The following is a 17,590-nucleotide window of genomic DNA, read 5'->3' on the forward strand; positions in this document are numbered from 1 at the left end:
GATCGGGTATCGAGGAGGGCTCCAGCGAAGGGAGCCGGCGAGTGCGCAGTGCGGCGTGGTTCGGGGCGTCCGGCCGGGCGGGGATGATCCATCGGTCCTGGATGCGGTCCCAGGGCTTCGGCCCGGAAGTATTCGACGGCCGGCCGGTGATCGGGATCGCGGTGAGCGCGTCCGAACTCGCCCCGTGCAACGTTCATCTCGACCGCGTCGCCGAGGCGGTCAAGCGCGGGGTCTGGCAAGCCGGCGGTTTCCCGCTCGCGTTCCCGACGATGGCGACCGGCGAGACGCTCATGCGCCCGACCGCGATGCTCTACCGCAATCTGATGGCGATGGAGGTCGAGGAGCTGATCCGCGCCAACCCGCTCGACGGCGTCGTCCTCCTCTCCGGCTGCGACAAGACGACCCCGGCGATGCTGATGGGCGCGGCGAGCGTCGACTTGCCCGCGGTGATGGTCACCGGCGGCCCGATGCTCAACGGCAAGTTCCGCGGCGGCGACGTCGGCTCGGGCACGCACGTCTGGAAGTTCGAGGAAGAAGTCAAAACCGGCCGGATGACCGAGGAAGAGTGCTTCTTCGCCGAAGGCTGCATGGCCCGCTCGAACGGCCACTGCATGACCATGGGCACGGCCTCGACGATGGCCTGTCTCGCCGAAGCGCTCGGCATGCAGTTGCCCGGTTCCGCGACCTGGCCCGCAGTCGACGCACGCCGCTTCGAGACCGCGCAGGCAGCCGGTCAGCGCATCGTCGCGATGGTGGAGGAGGACCTGCGGCCGTCGGAAATCCTGACCCGCGCGGCGTTCGAGAACGCGATCCGGGTCAACGCGGCGATCGGCGGGTCCACCAACGCGATCGTGCACCTGCTCGCGCTGGCCGGGCGCGTCGGCGTCCCGCTCGCGATGAGCGACTTCGACGAGTTGGGCCGTGAAGTCCCTACGTTGGTGAACCTGATGCCGTCAGGGCAATTCCTCATGGAGGATTTCTGTTACGCAGGAGGCATTCCTGTGGTGTTGAGCAGGCTCGCCGAAGCGGGGCTCCTCCGCGCCGACGTCCGCACGGTCACCGGCAAGGCCCGGGAAACCGCGGAATGCTGGAACGACGAGGTCATCACCACGGTCGAGGCGCCGTTCCAGCCGCCGGGCACCGGAACCGCTGTGCTCACCGGGAATCTCGCCCCGGAAGGCGCGGTGATCAAGCAATCCGCCGCGTCGCCGGAACTGCTCGCGCACACCGGCCCGGCCCTCGTCTTCGATACCGCGGAGAACTACCACCGCGTCGCCGATGATCTACGATTGCCAGTCACCCCCGACACGATCCTCGTGATCCGCGGCGCGGGCCCCAAGGGCTACCCGGGCATGCCGGAGGTGGCGAACGTCCCGGTCCCGAAGAAGCTGCTCGACCAGGGGGTCACCGACGTGGTCCGGATCTGCGACGGCCGGATGTCCGGCACCGGCTACGGCACGGTCGTGCTGCACGTGAGCCCGGAATCGGCGGTCGGCGGCCCGCTCGCGCTCGTCCGCACCGGCGACCGGATCACGCTCGACACCCCGGCGCGCGAGCTGACCCTGCACGTGCCCGACGACGAACTCGCCGCCCGCCGCGCGGCGTGGACGCCGCCGGAAAGCCCGTACCGCAGCGGCTACACCTGGCTCTACCGCGAGCACGTCACCCAAGCCCACCTCGGCGCGGACTTCGATTTCCTGCACGGCAACCGCGGATCTGCCGTGCCAAGGGATTCGCACTGATGCGCCGCCTCGTGAAGACCGCCGCGGGCTGGCAGGTCACCGACGGCGAATCCACCGGCACGCTCCCGCCCGGAACCACACTCGGCTCACTGCTCGCCGGAGACTTCGCCGAAGCGCTGGCGATCGAGCTGACGCCAGGCGAACCGGACGAGCTGCGAGCGCCGGTCGACGACGACACCGAAGTGTGGGCCGCCGGAGTCACCTACGAGGTGTCGCGCGAGGCGCGGATGGAGGAGAGCGGCGACGCCGACGTCTACGCGCGGGTCTACGAGGCAGAGCGGCCGGAGCTGTTCTTCAAGAGCGTCGGACATCGGGTGCGCGGCCCAGGCGAACCGATCGGCGTCCGGGAGGATTCCACTTGGGACGTTCCGGAACCCGAATTAGCGTTGGTGTGCAACGCGAACGCGGAGATCGTCGGCTACACGATCGTCAACGACGTCAGTTCGCGCAGCATCGAAGGCGAGAACCCGCTGTACCTGCCGCAGGCCAAGACGTACTGCGGCTCGTGCGCGGCCGGGCCGTGGATCGTGCCCGCGCAAGACATCCCGGACCCGTACGCGCTCGGCATCACTGTGGAGATCCATCGCGCCGGAGCACTGCGCTGGGCAGGGGAGACGTCCACCTCGCGGCTCCATCGCAGGATCCCGGATCTGGTGTCGTGGCTCTACCGCGGCGACGTTTTCCCGCGCGGCGCCGTCCTGGCCACCGGTACATCAGCCGTCCCCGGCCCGGACGTCACGCTCGAGGAAGACGACGAGGTCACCATCATGATCGAGGGCATCGGCACCCTCCGGAACCCGGTCCGGCGCGGCCGCTCCGCCTGACGTCCCCTTGACGCGGCCCCGCGCGTTCGGCTATTCAATCTCAGTTCACATATCTGTGTAGTATTCATATTCTTGAACGGAGTTGCGGTGCTGCCTCCTTTCCGGTCTACCCGTCCGCGTCGTCTCGCGGCGGTTCTCGCGACGGTCGCGGGGCTGTTCGCGACCACCGCCGGAGCGGCGACCGCCGCGCCCGCGCCGCGGTCGTGTTCGTTCGTCTGCGTGCCGGACACTGTGGTGCTCGACGGCCTGCACCTGGCAGGCAACAAAATCGGCCTGATGGCCGGGAACCCGACGCTGCGCACATCCCTGTCCAATCTGCTGAAGCAGGCCGACGACGCGCTGACCAAGGGCCCGTGGACGGTCGTCGACAAGGAGCGCGTCCCGCCGAGCGGCGACAAGCACGACTACCTGAGCCTCGCCCCGTACTACTGGCCCAGTCAGCCGAAAACGCCGGAGAATCCGCAGGGCTGCCCGTATGTCGACCGTGACGGCCAGGTCAACCCCGAGATGAAGAACGTGCCGGACAAGGCCGAGCGGCTCGTCGCGTTCAACTCGATCTACCAGCTTTCGCTCGCCTGGTACTACACCGGCAAGGCCGAGTACGCCCAGCGCGCCGCGCTCGACCTGCGCACCTGGTTCCTCGACGCGGCAACGAAAATGAACCCGAACCTGAACTTCGCGCAGGGCATCCCGTGCAAGACCGACGGGCGGGGGATCGGCATCATCGAGTTCTCCTACACCTTCACCCAGGTCCTCGACGCCGCCCGGATCCTGGAGGCGGGCGCGCCCGGCTGGACGAAGGCCGACGGCAAAGCGTTCCGCGGCTGGTCGTCGGACTTCCTGACGTGGTTGCGCACCAGCAAGAACGGCACCGACGAGGCCAAGGCGACCAACAACCACGGCACGTTCTACGACCTGCTCACCGCGGCGACCGCGAGCTACGTCGGGCAGCGCGACCTCGCCCGCCAGATCGTCCGCGACTCCGGCAAAGCCCGGATCGACCACCAGATCGCCGCCGACGGCGGCCAGCCCGAGGAGTCGACCCGCACCCGGACGTACCACTACCACACGTTCAACCTGGTCGCCCTGACTCGCCTCGCGCAGCTGGGCAAGCACCTGGGCGTCGACCTGTGGTCGTACCGGAACCCCAATGGCGGCAGTATTTTCGCCGCTGTCGACCACCTGCTCCCCGCGGCGACTGGTGCCGCACCATGGCCGTTGCCGGACATCCACTTCATCCAGTACGCCGCCCTCGACAGCGTGCACGCCGCCGCCGATGCGGGCGACTGGAAGGCCCGGGCCGCGGTCGGCCGTATCCCGGCCCCGCCCGGCGGCGACCTGTTCCCGGTCCGCCCGGCGGCCGAGCAGTTGGACGACGTGTCCACCACCTGACCCCGGTTTCACCCGGACGCGGCACTCGTCGCGTCCGGGTTTCCGGCGGCGGTCGTGAAACGATTCAGAAAGACCGATTCGCCGGAACGGGAAAGGGAAACGCCGTGATCAAGACCAGCCGGAGCGCCGGCTCGCAGGCCCGGCGGGTGACGTTCGTGCTGCCGCTCGACACCCCGCCCGGCCCGGTGAGCGTGGTCGGCGACTTCAACGACTGGCAGCCCGGCCGCCACGAACTCCGCAAACGCTCGAACGGCACGCGCTCGGCCGCCGTGGAGGTCCCGCCGGGCGCCCGGCTCCGCTTCCGCTACCTGGCCGACGGCGGCCGCTGGCTGGACGACCCGGACGCTACTGCCCGGGACGGGCGGGATTGCCTGTACATCGCGGACTGACCGGACCGCATCGGTTTCGCGAGCCAACCCTTGCCACTGCCGCGACCCGGTCCAGCCCGGCCCCCGCCCGGCCCTGGCCCTGGCCTGGCCTAGCCCGACCAACCCCAGCCGCGACCCAGCCCGGCCTGGCCCTGCCCGACCCAGCCCCGGCCCGGACTAGCTCGGCCAAGGCCGGTCCGGCCCGGTCCGGTCCTGCGGCCCGGCCCTGTCCGGCGAACGGCCCTTGCCCGGCCAAGCCCCAGTCCGGCCAAGCCCGGCCCCGGCTCGGCCTAGTCCAGGCCAGCCCAGCCCGGACTTAGCCCAGCCCAGCCGAGCCCGGCCCGGCCCGGCCCGGCCCAGCCCGGCCCAGCCCGGCCCGGCCCGGCCCTGTCGGCCTAGCCCCGTCTGGCGATCAGCCCTGCCCGACGCAACGCGGGGAACCGCCCGGCCCTGCGGCGCAGTCCGGATCGCGGAAAGCCCGCACGACCCGCGAGCACTCTCGCCCCGCCGCCCGGGACCCGCTGGCACCGCCGCGCGGATTTCGCCGGTGCCAGCGGAAACGCGGCGTCTCGTGCACGACAATCCCGGTTCTCACCGGCACCGGCACCGGCACTCACGAGCCCTGAGCCGCACATCACGTCCCCCTAGTTTTGGAGCGACTGCTCCATTATCCTCGAACCCATGCCCCGCCCCCGGATCCACGACCCCGAGCTGATCCTCGACGTCGCCGAGCGCCTCATCGCCGACACCGGCCCCGAAGCGCTCACCGTCCGGCGGCTGGCGCAAGAAGCGGGCGTCCCGAACAGCACGATCTACCACTCCTTCACCAATCTCCCCGCCCTGATCGGCCGCACCTGGCTGCGTGCCGCCACCTTCTTCCTCGACGAACAAGAGCGGCTGGTCGGCGAAGCCGGCGACCCGGTCGAAGCGGTAGTCGCGGCGGCCGACACCTCCGCCGTAGTCGCCGACGCCCGCCCGGACGCCGCGCGCATGATGATCGCCGTCCCGGCAAAGCGCGTCCTGGGCCCGCAACTTCCCGAAGAACTCGCGGAAGCCTTGCACGCCTTGGACAAACGCCTGGTCCGCCTCCTCGTCCGCCTCGCTCGCCAGCTCTGGGACCGAGGCGACGGCCAGGCCGTCGAGGTCGTCACCGCCTGCGTAGTCGACCTCCCGACCGCTCTGCTCCGTCGCGAACTCGCCACCGGTCCCGCCAGCAGGGAGAGCCGGGAACGGCTGGCCGCGGCCGTCCGCGCGATCCTCGCCCTGGAACCACCGAAAAAGTCCAGAAAGGACTGAAATGCCCACTCTCGCCACCACCGGCGCCGTCCACGTCCTCGACTTCGGCGCGGACGAAAACCGTTTCGCCTCAACGTGGCTGGAAGAAGTCCACACTCACCTCGACACCGTCACCGCGGGCAAGGAACCCGCCGCGCTCGTCACCATCGGCAGCGGCAAGTACTACTCCAACGGCCTCGACCTCGAGTGGCTCACCAGCCACCCCGACGACGCCGGCAAATACGTCACCAGCATCCACGAGCTCTTCGCCCGCGTGCTCGCGCTGCCGGTCCCGACAATCGCCGCGGTCAACGGGCACGCCTTCGGCGGCGGCGCGATGCTCGCGATGGCCCACGATTTCCGCCTCATGCGCGAGGACCGCGGCTACTTCTGCTTCCCGGAAGCCGACATCAACCTCCCGTTCACCCCAGGTATGGCCGCGCTCGTCCAGGGGAAGCTCACCCCGGCCGCCGCCATCGCGTCGATGACCACGGGGAGCCGCTTCGGCGGTCCGCAAGCGAAAGCGCTCGGCCTGGTCGACGAGACCTCCGCGCTGGAAGATCTGCGGGCCGCAGCAATCGAACGGGTCGCGCCGCTGGCGGGCAAGGACCGCGGCACGCTCGCCGCGATCAAGTCCACTATGTTCGGTCCGGCGCTGACCGCGTTGCGGGAGGCGGGAAACTGATCAGGTAGGCTCGCGTACGTGCGGCGGTGGGGCTCGCCGCTCCGGGAATTTCCCGGACAACCGCGGTCGAGACCGCCAACAGTCCCTACTCGAACGGCGAACCTCGTGTCCGTGGAGTAGGAGAAGACTGTGCCTGAAGAACCTCTCGACCCTGACGTCGACCTCCGGGATCCCGTGCAGCAACGCGAACTCGTCCGGCACCACGTGTCGGTGCTCGGCGTGATCGCGCTCGGCGGCGGGCTCGGCGCGCTGGCCCGCTACGGCCTCGCGCAGGCCCTCCCCGCCGAGGCCGGCGGCTTCCCGTGGGCGACCTTCTGGACGAACGTCGCCGGCTGTTTCCTCATCGGCGTGCTGATGGTGCTGGTCACCGAGACGTGGTCGGCGCACCGGCTGGTGCGGCCGTTCCTCGGCGTCGGCGTCCTCGGCGGCTTCACCACTTTCTCCACCTACGCGGTCGAAGCACGCAACCTGCTCCAGCCGGACACCGTGCCGCTCGCCTTCGGCTATCTCGGCGGAACCCTCGTCGCCGCGCTGCTCGCCGTCCTGCTGGGACACGCGATCACCCGCAAGCTGGTCCCGGTGGGGGTGGCCGTCTGATGACCGCCCTCCTCGTCTTCCTCGGCGCCGCGGTCGGAGCGCCGATGCGATACCTGACCGACCGGGCCGTCCAGTCCCGGCACCAGAGCCTGTTCCCGTGGGGCACGTTCACCGTCAATCTCGTCGGCTGCGTCCTGCTCGGCGGCCTCGCCGGTGCCGGGACCGCGCTGCCCGCCGCGGTCTACTCGCTGCTCGGCACCGGATTCTGCGGCGCGCTGACCACGTACAGCACGTTCAGCTACGAAACCGTCCGGCTGGTCGAACGCCAGTCGTACTTCGCCGCGGCGGCCAACGTCGTCGTCAGCATCGCGGCGGGGGTCGGTGCGGCGGCCTTCTCGTACGAGGCTGTCCACGCCTTGGTCGGGTAAGGGTGCGATCCGCACAGCCAGGCTAGCCAGGCTGTGCGGATCGCACGGTGACCTCGCCGGAGCCGCTGCTTACGGTGCTGGGAACCGTTCCCCTCCCGGAGTTAGGAGGTCGCCATGGCCTCGGCTGTCGGTGTCGACGATTACGCGCTGACCAGGGTGCCCGATTCCGCCCGTTACTCGTGGTGGTCGGTCGCTGTGCAGCGGTTCGGCCAGGTTTCCGCGCTGTCGCAGTTCCTGCTCGGCGCCACGATCGGCTTTGGGATGAGCTTCTGGAACGCCGTGCTGGCGTTCACGCTCGGCTCGGTCATCCTCGAACTGATCACCGTGCTCGTCGGAGTGATCGGCGTCCGCGAGGGCCTGACCACCTCGATGATCGCGCGCTGGACCGGCTTCGGCCGCGGCGGCTCCGCGCTCATCGGGCTGGCCATCGGGATCAGCCTGATCGGCTGGTTCGGCATCCAGTCCGCGGTGTCCGCGCAAGGCCTCGCCGCGCTGGTCGGCGGCCTGCCGGAATGGGGCTGGGCGCTCGTGTTCGGCCTGGTGGTCACCGCGATCGTGGTCCGCGGCTTCCACTCGATGGCGTGGACGGCGTACCTGATGGTGCCCGCGTTCCTGATCCTGGTCGGCTGGTCGGTGGTCTCCGAACTGACCCGGCACGACCTCGGCGCGCTCGTCGCGTCCGCGCCGCCCGGCCCGCACCTGAGCCTGCTGCAGGGCACGACGCTGGTCGCGGGCGGGTTCATCGTCGGCGCGGTGATCACGCCGGACATGACCCGCTTCAACCGCACCACCGGCGACGTCGTGAAGCAGACGCTCGTCGGCGTCACGCTCGGCGAGTACGTGATCGGCCTGGCCGGGGTGCTGCTCGCGCACGCGGTCGGCACGGCGCAGATCACCACGATCGTGACGTCGTCGGTCGGCTGGGTCGGGCTGCTGATCGTCATCGCGGGGACGATGAAGATCAACGACTGGAACCTGTACTCGTCCGGGCTCGGCGTCGTGAACTTCATCGGCACGGTGTCCGGGAAACGGGCGCACCGCGGCCTGGTCACCGCCGTGCTCGGTGTGGTGGGCAGCGTGCTCGCCGCGGCCGGGATCCTGTCGAAGTTCACCGATTTCCTGACCGTGCTCGGGGTCGCGTTCCCGCCCGTCGCCGGGATCATGGTGGCCGAGTACTTCGTGGTGAAGCAGTGGCGCGGCGTCCTGGAGGAGGCGCGGGCCCGCGGCGCGGTGCCCACCGACGCTCCGCTGTGGGTGCCCGCGACGATCGTCGTCTGGATCGCCGCCGCGCTCTTCGGCGAGTTCGTGGACTGGGGCCTGCCCAGCATCAACTCGCTCGTCGTCGCTTTCGTTCTGTACGTGGCCGCCGGGAAGCTCGGCCTGGTCCGCGGGGTCGGCAGGAGTGCCACCGCGGACGCCGAACCCGCCCCGGCCGCCTGATTCCGTTACCTGGAAGGAGATATCTCCGTGCGCATCGGCATCGACGTCGGCGGCACCAACACCGACGCGGTCCTGCTGGACGGCCGCGAGGTGCTCGCCTCGATCAAGACCAGCACCACCGAGGACGTCACCTCGGGCATCGTCGCCGCGATCGACGGGCTGCAGCGGCAGCGCGCGTTCGACCCGGCCGCGGTGCGGGCGGTCATGATCGGCACCACGCACTTCATCAACGCGCTCGTCGAGGCGCACCGGCTGGCACCGACCGCGGCGGTGCGGCTGAGCCTGCCCGCGGGCGCGTCGCTGCCGCCGATGGTGGACTGGCCGCAGCGGCTGGTCGACGCGGTGTCCGGGCGCAGCTACCTGGTGCACGGCGGCCACGAGTTCGACGGACGGCACATCGCCGAACTGGACGAGAGCGAATTGCGCAAGGCCGCGGACGACATGGGCTCCGCCGCGGTTCGCAGCGTCGCGATCACGTCGGTGTTCTCGCCGGTGAACGCGGAGTTCGAGGCGCGGGCGGCGGAGATCATCGCTTCGGAGCTGCCGGGCGTCGCGATCTCGCTGTCTCACGAAATCGGCCGGATCGGCTTGCTGGAGCGGGAAAACGCGACCGTCATCAACGCGGCGCTGCGCGAGCTGGCAGCGCACATTGTGGACGGTCTGGCCGCGTCGGTCACCGGCGCGGGCATCACAGCTCCGCTGTACCTGAGCCAGAACGACGGCACGCTGATGGACGTCGATTTCGCTCGCCGTTACCCGGTGGCGACTTTCGCGTCCGGCCCGACCAACTCGATGCGCGGCGCGGCGGTGCTGTCCGGTTTGGACACTTGCGCGGTGGTCGACGTCGGCGGCACCACCAGCGACGTCGGCGTGCTGCGCCAGGGTTTCCCGCGCGAGGCGACCACGGACGTGAGCGTGGCCGGGATCCGCACGAACTTCCGGATGCCGGACGTCCTGTCGATCGGCATCGGCGGCGGCAGCCGGGTTCGCGGCGACGCGTCCGGCGTAACCGTCGGACCGGATTCCGTCGGCTACGAGCTGACCTCGAAGGCGCTCGTGTTCGGCGGAGACACCTTGACCGCCACGGACATCGCGGTCGCGGCCGGGCGGGCCGAGATCGGCGACCCGTCGCTGGTCGCGCACCTCGATCGGGATTTCGTGAAGGCTGCGCTGGACCGCATCGCGGCGGACGTTTCCGACGTCGTGGACCGGATGCGCACGTCGTCCGAGCCGCTCCCGGTGGTCGCCGTCGGCGGCGGTTCGGTGCTGCTGCCGGACGAACTGGCCGGTTCCGGCGAGGTGCGCCGGCCGGACCACTACGCGGTGGCCAACGCGATCGGCGCGGCCATCGCGCAGATCGGCGGCGAGGTCGACCGGGTGTACGTGATCGAGCCCGGCCGTCGCGAGGCCGTGGTGGACGAGGCGAAGCAGGAAGCGGTCGACCGCGCGGTGGCGGCCGGGGCGAGCCCGGCGTCCGTCGGCATCGTCGACTTCGACGAGGTGCCGATCCCGTACCTGCCCGGCAACGCCACCCGGATCCGGGTCAAGGCGGTCGGCGACCTGCAGCTGGGGGCGTGAAAGATGGCTGAGATTACCGAGAAGGACCTGGACGACATCGCGCGCGGCGCCGCGATCCTCGGCACCGGCGGCGGGGGAGACCCGTACATCGGCCGGCTGCTGGCGCATTCCGCGGTCCGCGAGCACGGTTCGGTCCCGCTGGTGGCACTGTCCGAACTGGACGACGACGCGGTGGTGCTGCCGGTCGCGATGATGGGCGCGCCGACCGTGATGGTGGAGAAACTGCCGTCCGCCGAGCAGGTCGGGCTCGCCGCCCGGACGCTGGCCACCTACCTGGGCAAGGAACTCACGCACATCGCCTGCGCCGAAGCGGGCGGCGTGAACTCGCTGATCCCCGTCGTCGCGGCGGCGCAGCTCGGCCTGCCCTTGGTGGACGCGGACGGCATGGGCCGCGCGTTCCCGGAACTGCAGATGGTTTTGCCGACCCTGTACGGAATCCGCGCGACCCCGATGTCCATTGCGGACGAGAAGGGCAACCGCGGCGTACTGGACACTGTGGACAATCACTGGGCGGAGCGGCTGGCCCGGTCGGCGACCATCGACATGGGCTGCTCGGCGATGATCAGCAACTACGCGATGTCCGGCGCGCAGGCCCGGGAGTCGATGGTGCCCGGCACGCTGACGCTCTGCGCGGAACTCGGCGCGCTGGTTCGAGAGGCGCGCGAGGCACACGAGAACCCGGTGGACCGCGTCGTGGCGCGGCTGCGCGGGCGGACGCTGTTCAGCGGCAAGGTCGTCGACGTCGCCCGCCGCACCGTCACCGGGTTCGCCCGGGGCGAGGCCCGGCTGTCCGGAATGGACGGTGACACCGGGACGGAAATGTTGCTGCGCTTCCAGAACGAGCACCTGGTGGCCGAAGTGGACGGTGAGGTGCGCGCTTCGGTGCCGGACCTCATCTGCACGCTCGACCGCGAGTCCGGCGAGGCCGTCACCACCGAGGGCCTGCGCTACGGCCAGCGGGTGACGGTGATCGCGGCCCCGGCGGATCCGCGCTGGCACACGCCGGAAGGCATCGCGCTGGCCGGTCCGCGGTACTTCGGCTACGACCTGGACCCGATCGGGGTCGCCGGATGAGCTGGACGCTGACCGAAGACTGCCTCGAAGACCTCGCCCGCGGCGCGGCTGTCCTCGGCACCGGTGGCGGCGGCGACCCGTATGTCGGGCGGCTGCTGGTGCGCGAGGCGATCCGCGAGCACGGACCCGTCACCGTGCTCGACCCGGAAGACCTGGACGACGACGCACTCGTCGTCCCGACCGCGCAAATGGGCGCGCCGACCGTCGTGCACGAGAAGCTCCCGAACGGCGCCGAGCCCGAACTTGCCTTGCGGGCGCTGGAAAAACGCCTCGGCGCGAAGGCCGACGCGACGATGCCGATCGAATGCGGCGGGATCAACTCGATGATCCCGCTGGTCGTCGGCGCGCGGCTCGGCCTGCCGGTGGTCGACGCCGACGGCATGGGCCGGGCATTCCCGGAACTGCAGATGGAGACGTTCGGCGTGTACGGTGTCTCCGGTTCACCGATGGGCATCGCCGGAGAACGCGGTGAAACCACGGTGATCGACACCGGCGCGGACAACCGGCGGATGGAATGGCTCGCGCGCGGGATCACGATCCGGCTCGGCGGCGTCGCGCACATCGCCGAGTACTCGATGAGCGGCGCGGACGTGAAACGCACGGCTGTGCCTCGCACGCTGTCGCTCGCGCTTAGCGTCGGCAGGGCGATTCGCCTTGCCCGCGAAGAGAATGCCGATCCGATCGCGGCATTGGCGACTGCGCTCAGCGACACGTTGTACTCGCATCTGCGCGTGTTGTTCCGCGGCAAAGTGTCCGATGTGGAACGTCGCACCGAAGAAGGATTCGCCCGCGGTCGCGCCGCCGTCATGTCCTTCGAGGGCGACCACAAGCTGGAAATCCTTTTCCAGAACGAAAACCTGGTGGCGCTCGTCGACGGCGACGTCCGCTGCCTCGTCCCTGACCTGATCTGCGTACTGGAGGCGGAATCCGCCGAGCCGATCACCACCGAAACGCTGCGCTACGGCCAGCGCGTCACCGTGGTCGGGATCTCGACGCCGCCGCTCATGCGCACCCCGGAAGCGCTGGCCACGTTCGGCCCGGCGGCGTTCGGGCTGGCGCACGATTTCGTACCCGTGGAGGTGGCTTCGTGAGTTCGCTCGACGGCCGGGCGGTCGTGGTGCTCGGCGGCGGTTCCGGGATCGGGCTGGAGGTCGCCCGGCGCGCGGCGGCGGCGGGCGCGCTCGTCCACCTCGGCGGCCGGTCCGGCGACAAACTGCGGGCAGCAGCGGCGGAACTGGGCCCGACCGCGACCTGGCAGGCCGTGAACACCACCGACCAGGCGTCGCTGGCCGAGTTCTTCGGCGCACTGGACCGGGTCGACCATCTGTTCACGCCCGCCGCCTCCTACACCGTCGGCCCGATGCGCGACCTCAGCGACGAGGAAGCGGAAAGCCCGTTCGTCACGAAGTTCTGGGGCCAATACCACGCGGTGAAGCACGCCGCGCCGAAGCTGTCGCCGGACGCTTCGGTGGTGCTGATGTCCGGCGTTGCGAGCGTGCGGCCGCCTGCCGCCGCACCGGCGTACGTGGCGTGCAACGCGGCGATCGAAGGCCTCGGACGTGGGCTCGCGGTGGAACTGGCACCGGTACGGGTGAATGTCGTGTCGCCGGGCACGATCGACGGGAACCTGTGGGCCGGGCGTCCGGCCGCCGCGCGGGAATCGAGCTTCGCGCAGTACCGTGCGGACACCCTGCTGCACCGCGTGGGCCGGGAGTCCGAAGTGGCCGATGCCGTGCTGTACCTGTTCACCAGCACTTACACCACCGGCTCGACGCTGTATCCGGACGGCGGGTACAGCTTGCGCTGATACGCTGACCAGCCATGCGCATCACCGCCGCGGACGTGCCGGCACTCGAACGCGGCGTCGCGCTGCTCGGGTCCGGCGGGGGCGGGGACACCGTCACCGCGGCGGTGCTGCTGCGGCGGCTGACCGAATCCGGCCGCGAACCCGTCGTGCACCCGGTCGCGGACGTGGCGCCGGACACCCTCGTGGTGCCGACCGGCATCGTCGGCGCGACCGCCGCGTTCGCCGAGAAGCTGCCCAGCGGCGACGAATTCGCCTCGGCGATCGCGGCGATCGAACGCTGGACCGGGCAGCGCGCGCAGGCGTTGATGTCCATCGAGATCGGCGGCCTGAACGGCCTGCTGCCGCTGGTGGTCGCCCAGGAACTGGGGCTGGCCTATGTGGACGCGGACCTGTCCGGACGCGGGCTGCCGCGGCTCGATCAGCTCTCGGTCGCCGCGACCGGCCGCGGCGTCGCTCCGGCGGCGATGGCCGAACCCGGCGGCCGGGTGGTGGTGCTCGCCGCCGCCGCGGCCTCGGTGGTCGAGAGCGGGATCCGCGCGTTCCTGGCCAGCTCCGGCGGCTGGGCGGCCATCGCGCTCGCCCCGATCCCCGCCGGTGAACTGGCCGGGCACGCCGTCCTCCACACAACGAGCGAGGCGCTCGCCCTCGGCGCCCGCGTGCTGGCGGCAGGGGAGAGCCCGGACCCCGCCGCGCTCGAAGCCGCCCTCGACGGCCAGGTCCTCGCCCGCGGACGGGTGCTGGAGGTGTCGCGACACATCGGCCCCGGACAGCACGGCCACCCGGGTTTCGGCCGGGGCTCGGCGACGCTGACCGATCACCGCGACGGCGCGTTGCTGCGGTTGGAAATGGAGAACGAATACCTGCTGGCGCTGCGAGACGGGCTGCCGGTTGCGTCCACTCCGGACGTTCTGTCGGTGCTCGACCGCCGTACCGGCGTCCCGCTGCAGTGCGACACTATTCGCGCCGGAGTGGAGGTCGACGTGGTGTGCCTTGCCGCTTCGCCGTTCTGGACCGACCCGCGCCGCCGCCCGCTGCTGGAACCGCGCGCCTACGGAATCGACTGCGATCCGGTGGCAGCCCAGTGATTCTCCGCCAGCTGCTCGCTCTGCCCTCGTGGTCCGGTCCAGTTCGCGTCTGCTCCGGCGAGTCTGGTTTAGACTGTCCATTAAAGACAGTCAAAGCCGCCCTGGACGCCTCCGGCACTCCCGCTCCCGGCGAACTGGTAGTGGTAGTCCGCGCGCTCGGTTCCGACTGGCAGATCGACGCCCTCCTGCGCCGGTGCGCGGACGCCCGCGCCGCCGGAGTCCTGCTCCCCGGAGCCGAACCGCTTGCCGCGTCCCGGCTTCTGGCCGAACGGCTGTCGGTGCCGCTGCTGGTCACGTCCGCCGATCCGCTCGATCTGCTCGTGGACGCCCGCCTCGCGCTGGCCGCCCCCGACATCGACCGCGCGGACGCCGTGCTCGCCGCGCACCGGGCGCTGGGGGAGCGGCTACGTCCGCCGGAAGAAATCGTGACCGTGCTGCGTCGGCTGCTGGACGCTCCCGTCGCCGTCCTCGACGACCGCGGCGAGGTGCTCGCCGGTGAACTCGCCGACGCCGCCCGCGTCCGAGTGCACGAGCCGGTCCCGCAACGCATTTCTCTCCCGGACGGCGTCCTGCTCGCACACCCCGCCGTGCTGCCGCAGCCGTCCGTGTGGCTGGCCGCGGAGCTGCCCGGAGCCAAGTCCCCGCGCGCGGACGTCGCCGCCGCGACCCTGTCCGTCGCGGCCGGTGCCGTGCAACGCTGGCTGCTGGCCCACCGCCTGGAACTGGAACGCGACGCCCGCTCCCGGTCCGCCCTGCTGGGAGATTTGCTGCGTCAGGACACCGAACCCGGCGCCGACCTGCGCCGCCGCGCCGCCGACGCGGGTTGGCGACTAGGCGGCTGGCACGTCGGCCTGCGGATCGGCGTGCCCGCGGACGTCGACACCGTCTCCCGTACGCAGGAAGTCGTGCGCGCTCTGCGGGCGGAATCAATCGACGCGGTCACCGTCGAACACGGCGAAGGCTGGACCGGCTGGGTCACTTTCGAACAGGAGCCGACTGCCGAACGCGTGCGTGCTCTATCTGCGCGGCTGCGCGCCGTCCATCGCAGCCTGCGCCGCACGCTCGATGCGCACCTCGGTGTCGGCCGCCCGCACGCCGACGGTCTCACCGCGACAGTCGCCGAAGCCACCGACGCCGCCCGCCTCGCCGCGGCGCGTCCGGAGACCGGGCATTTCCTGCATGTGGACCAGCTCGGCATGGCGCAGCTGCTGCTGGAATGGACGCGGACGGACACTTTCGAGCCTGCCGCGCGTGCGTTGCTCGCTCCGTTGGTCCCGGTGCCAGGGGATTTGATCCGGACTCTCGCGGCTTATCTCGACGCGGAGTCTTCGCTGGCGGAAACTGCGACGGTGCTGGGGATTCATCGGAATACGGTGGCTGCGCGGATCGGGCGGATCGAGCAGTTGCTGCACGTCGATCTGTCCCGTCCGGACGAGCGGCTGGCTTTGCATCTGGCCGCCCGCGCGGTGATTCTCGCCAGGCCAGCTGAGTAGTACTGGCAGGGCCAGCTACGCCCTTGGTGATCAACCGCCCGGAAGGCAGACTCGAGGCATGGGCAAGAACGACTTGGGCGATTTCCTCCGGGCCCGCCGCGCCGGGCTGACGCCGGACGAGATCGGGCTTCCGGCCGAGTTCGGGGCCGGGCGGCGGGTCGCCGGGCTGCGGCGCGGCGAGGTCGCGCAGCTGGCCGGGGTGAGCACCGAGTACTACACCCGGCTGGAGCAAGGCCGTGCCCGGCAGCCGTCCGAGCAGGTGCTGCATGCCCTGTGCGACGCGCTGCGGTTCGACGACATCGAGCGGCGGCATCTGTTCGCTCTCGCGGGCGCCACCGCCGAGCGCACGGACCGGGCCGAGCATTCGTCGAGGTTGCGTCCGGGGCTGCGGCAGGTGCTGGACTCGATGGAGCTCGCGTCGGCGTTCGTCAGCGACCGGAACCTCACGGTCGTCGGCGGGAACGCGTTGTGGGCATTGCTGTTTCCCGACGTGGCCGAACTGCCGCGCCGGGAACGCAGCATGGCGCGCTGGACGTTGCTGGATCCGCGGGCCCGCCTGGTGTGGCGGGACTGGGAACGCGTCGCCCGCGACTACGTCCACGGGTTGCGGCTGGCCGCGGCCGCGCAGCCGCGGAATCAGCACATCGCCAACCTCATCGGCGAGCTCATGATGCGCTCGCCGGAGTTCCCGGCGTGGTGGTCGGAACACCGCGTCCAGGAACGCAGCACCGGCCTCAAACGCCTGCGCCACCCGGTCGCCGGCGACCTGGAACTGCAGTACGAGATCTTCACCGCGGTCGCCGATCCGGGCCAGTCGATGGTCGTCTACAGCGCACCGGCCGGTTCGCCGTCCCAGGAACGCCTTCGGCTGCTGGCCAGCTGGGGCCGCGAACCCGCGCCTGCCCCGGACACCGCCGAGTCCTGACCTTCGCTCCTGTCAACCGGGCCCCGCTGTACCTGCGGGGTCCATGCAGTCATGCCACGAAAGGACACTTCGCAATGAGCAAGACAATCCTGATCACCGGCGTCAGCACCGGCCTCGGACGCGCCATCGCCCAGCGAGCCCTCGCGGCCGGGCACCGCGTCGCGGGTACTGTGCGCACCGAACAGCACGCGGCCGATTTCCGGGCACTGGACCCGGAACGCGCCCGGGCTTTCGTCCTCGACCTCGCCGACGCGGACCGGATCGAGCCCACCGTGCGGGAGGTCGAAGCGGAACTGGGCCAGATCGACGTGCTCGTGGCCAACGCCGGATACGGTCTCGAAGGCACCTTCGAGGAGTCGTCGATGGCGGATCTGCGCCGCCAGTTCGAGGTCAACGTGTTCGGCACGGTCGCGACTATCAAGGCAGTGCTGCCCAGCATGCGCGAACGGCGCGACGGCCAGATCTTCGTCATCACCTCGATGGGCGGGCACACCACATTCCCCGGGCTCGCGTTCTACGAGGGCAGCAAGCACGCGCTGGAAGGCATCACCGACACCCTCGCCCAGGAGGTCACCCAGTTCGGCGTGCGGGTCACCGCCGTGGCTCCCGGTGCGTTCAAGACCGACTGGGCCGGCCGCTCGCTGGTCCGCGCCCCGCGCAGCATCGCCGACTACGACGCCCTGTTCGACCCGATCCGGACCCGCCGCCAGGCTCTCGCCGGACAGGGCATCGGCGACCCCGAGCGCGCGGGCGACGCCATCCTCAGCCTCCTGGACGAGGAAAACCCGCCCGTGCACCTGCTGCTCGGCTCGGACGCACTGCGCCTGGTCACCGCCGGACGCCGACGCGTCCAGGACGACTTCGACGCCTGGCAGGACCTCACGCTGTCCACCGACTCCGTCGAAGGCGGCGTAACCGTCGCCTGACCCGGTTCGGG

General features: G+C 70.7%; 17 protein-coding genes. All 17 read left to right on the forward strand.

Annotated elements, in window-relative coordinates; translation table 11 throughout:
• Positions 1–41 precede the first annotated feature (41 nt).
• The 17 genes from AB5I40_RS00520 to AB5I40_RS00600 all read left to right on the forward strand — a co-directional run bounded on the left by AB5I40_RS00520 (position 42) and on the right by AB5I40_RS00600 (position 17,579).
• On the forward strand, positions 42–1,742 hold the full coding sequence (locus AB5I40_RS00520) for an IlvD/Edd family dehydratase (protein ID WP_370936419.1): 1,701 nt from the start codon (positions 42–44) through the stop codon (positions 1,740–1,742).
• Positions 1,742–2,566: a fumarylacetoacetate hydrolase family protein gene (locus AB5I40_RS00525; protein ID WP_370936420.1), complete on the forward strand. Its 825-nt coding sequence runs from the start codon at positions 1,742–1,744 to the stop codon at positions 2,564–2,566. The genes AB5I40_RS00520 and AB5I40_RS00525 overlap by 1 nt, the downstream gene beginning before the upstream one ends.
• An 87-nt stretch (positions 2,567–2,653) precedes the next feature.
• Positions 2,654–3,958, forward strand: coding sequence for an alginate lyase family protein (locus tag AB5I40_RS00530; RefSeq protein ID WP_370936421.1), 1,305 nt, complete (start codon positions 2,654–2,656; stop codon positions 3,956–3,958).
• A gap of 104 nt (positions 3,959–4,062) precedes the next feature.
• Positions 4,063–4,347 carry an isoamylase early set domain-containing protein gene (locus AB5I40_RS00535; protein WP_370936422.1) on the forward strand — a complete coding sequence of 95 codons (285 nt, stop codon included), beginning with the start codon at positions 4,063–4,065 and terminating at the stop codon, positions 4,345–4,347.
• Between the two features lie 660 nt (positions 4,348–5,007).
• Entirely contained in the window at positions 5,008–5,622 is a 615-nt protein-coding gene (locus AB5I40_RS00540; RefSeq protein ID WP_370936423.1) for a TetR/AcrR family transcriptional regulator, read from the forward strand.
• Position 5,623: 1 nt separating this feature from the next.
• A complete protein-coding gene (locus AB5I40_RS00545) occupies positions 5,624–6,286 on the forward strand; it encodes an enoyl-CoA hydratase/isomerase family protein (RefSeq protein WP_370936424.1) in 663 nt (220 codons plus the stop codon).
• A gap of 129 nt (positions 6,287–6,415) precedes the next feature.
• Positions 6,416–6,883, forward strand: a complete 468-nt coding sequence (crcB, locus tag AB5I40_RS00550) for a fluoride efflux transporter CrcB (protein WP_370936425.1) — start codon at positions 6,416–6,418, stop codon at positions 6,881–6,883.
• Positions 6,883–7,251 carry a fluoride efflux transporter CrcB gene (crcB, locus tag AB5I40_RS00555; protein WP_370936426.1) on the forward strand — a complete coding sequence of 123 codons (369 nt, stop codon included), beginning with the start codon at positions 6,883–6,885 and terminating at the stop codon, positions 7,249–7,251. Before crcB (AB5I40_RS00550) ends, crcB (AB5I40_RS00555) begins: the two co-directional genes overlap by 1 nt.
• Positions 7,252–7,365: 114 nt before the next feature.
• Positions 7,366–8,691, forward strand: coding sequence for a cytosine permease (locus tag AB5I40_RS00560; RefSeq protein WP_370936427.1), 1,326 nt, complete (start codon positions 7,366–7,368; stop codon positions 8,689–8,691).
• 27 nt (positions 8,692–8,718) lie between these two features.
• Positions 8,719–10,269: a hydantoinase/oxoprolinase N-terminal domain-containing protein gene (locus AB5I40_RS00565; protein ID WP_370936428.1), complete on the forward strand. Its 1,551-nt coding sequence runs from the start codon at positions 8,719–8,721 to the stop codon at positions 10,267–10,269.
• Between the two features lie 3 nt (positions 10,270–10,272).
• On the forward strand, positions 10,273–11,343 hold the full coding sequence (locus tag AB5I40_RS00570; RefSeq protein WP_370936429.1) for a DUF917 domain-containing protein: 1,071 nt from the start codon (positions 10,273–10,275) through the stop codon (positions 11,341–11,343).
• Complete coding sequence (locus tag AB5I40_RS00575; protein ID WP_370936430.1) at positions 11,340–12,434, forward strand: DUF917 domain-containing protein; 1,095 nt, start codon at positions 11,340–11,342, stop codon at positions 12,432–12,434. The genes AB5I40_RS00570 and AB5I40_RS00575 overlap by 4 nt, the downstream gene beginning before the upstream one ends.
• Positions 12,431–13,150, forward strand: a complete 720-nt coding sequence (locus tag AB5I40_RS00580; protein WP_370936431.1) for an SDR family oxidoreductase — start codon at positions 12,431–12,433, stop codon at positions 13,148–13,150. The genes AB5I40_RS00575 and AB5I40_RS00580 overlap by 4 nt, the downstream gene beginning before the upstream one ends.
• A gap of 14 nt (positions 13,151–13,164) precedes the next feature.
• Positions 13,165–14,235 carry a DUF917 domain-containing protein gene (locus AB5I40_RS00585; RefSeq protein WP_370936432.1) on the forward strand — a complete coding sequence of 357 codons (1,071 nt, stop codon included), beginning with the start codon at positions 13,165–13,167 and terminating at the stop codon, positions 14,233–14,235.
• Positions 14,236–14,375: 140 nt separating this feature from the next.
• Positions 14,376–15,728, forward strand: a complete 1,353-nt coding sequence (locus AB5I40_RS00590) for a PucR family transcriptional regulator (RefSeq protein WP_370936433.1) — start codon at positions 14,376–14,378, stop codon at positions 15,726–15,728.
• A 58-nt stretch (positions 15,729–15,786) separates the two neighbouring features.
• Positions 15,787–16,653, forward strand: a complete 867-nt coding sequence (locus AB5I40_RS00595; protein ID WP_370936434.1) for a helix-turn-helix transcriptional regulator — start codon at positions 15,787–15,789, stop codon at positions 16,651–16,653.
• A gap of 74 nt (positions 16,654–16,727) precedes the next feature.
• The gene (locus AB5I40_RS00600) at positions 16,728–17,579 is read left to right on the forward strand and encodes an oxidoreductase (protein ID WP_370936435.1); all 852 of its coding nucleotides are present in this window, start codon (positions 16,728–16,730) and stop codon (positions 17,577–17,579) included.
• Positions 17,580–17,590 lie beyond the last annotated feature (11 nt).

The organism is Amycolatopsis sp. cg13 (assembly GCF_041346965.1).
In the GTDB taxonomy this organism is placed as follows: Bacteria; Actinomycetota; Actinomycetes; order Mycobacteriales; family Pseudonocardiaceae; genus Amycolatopsis.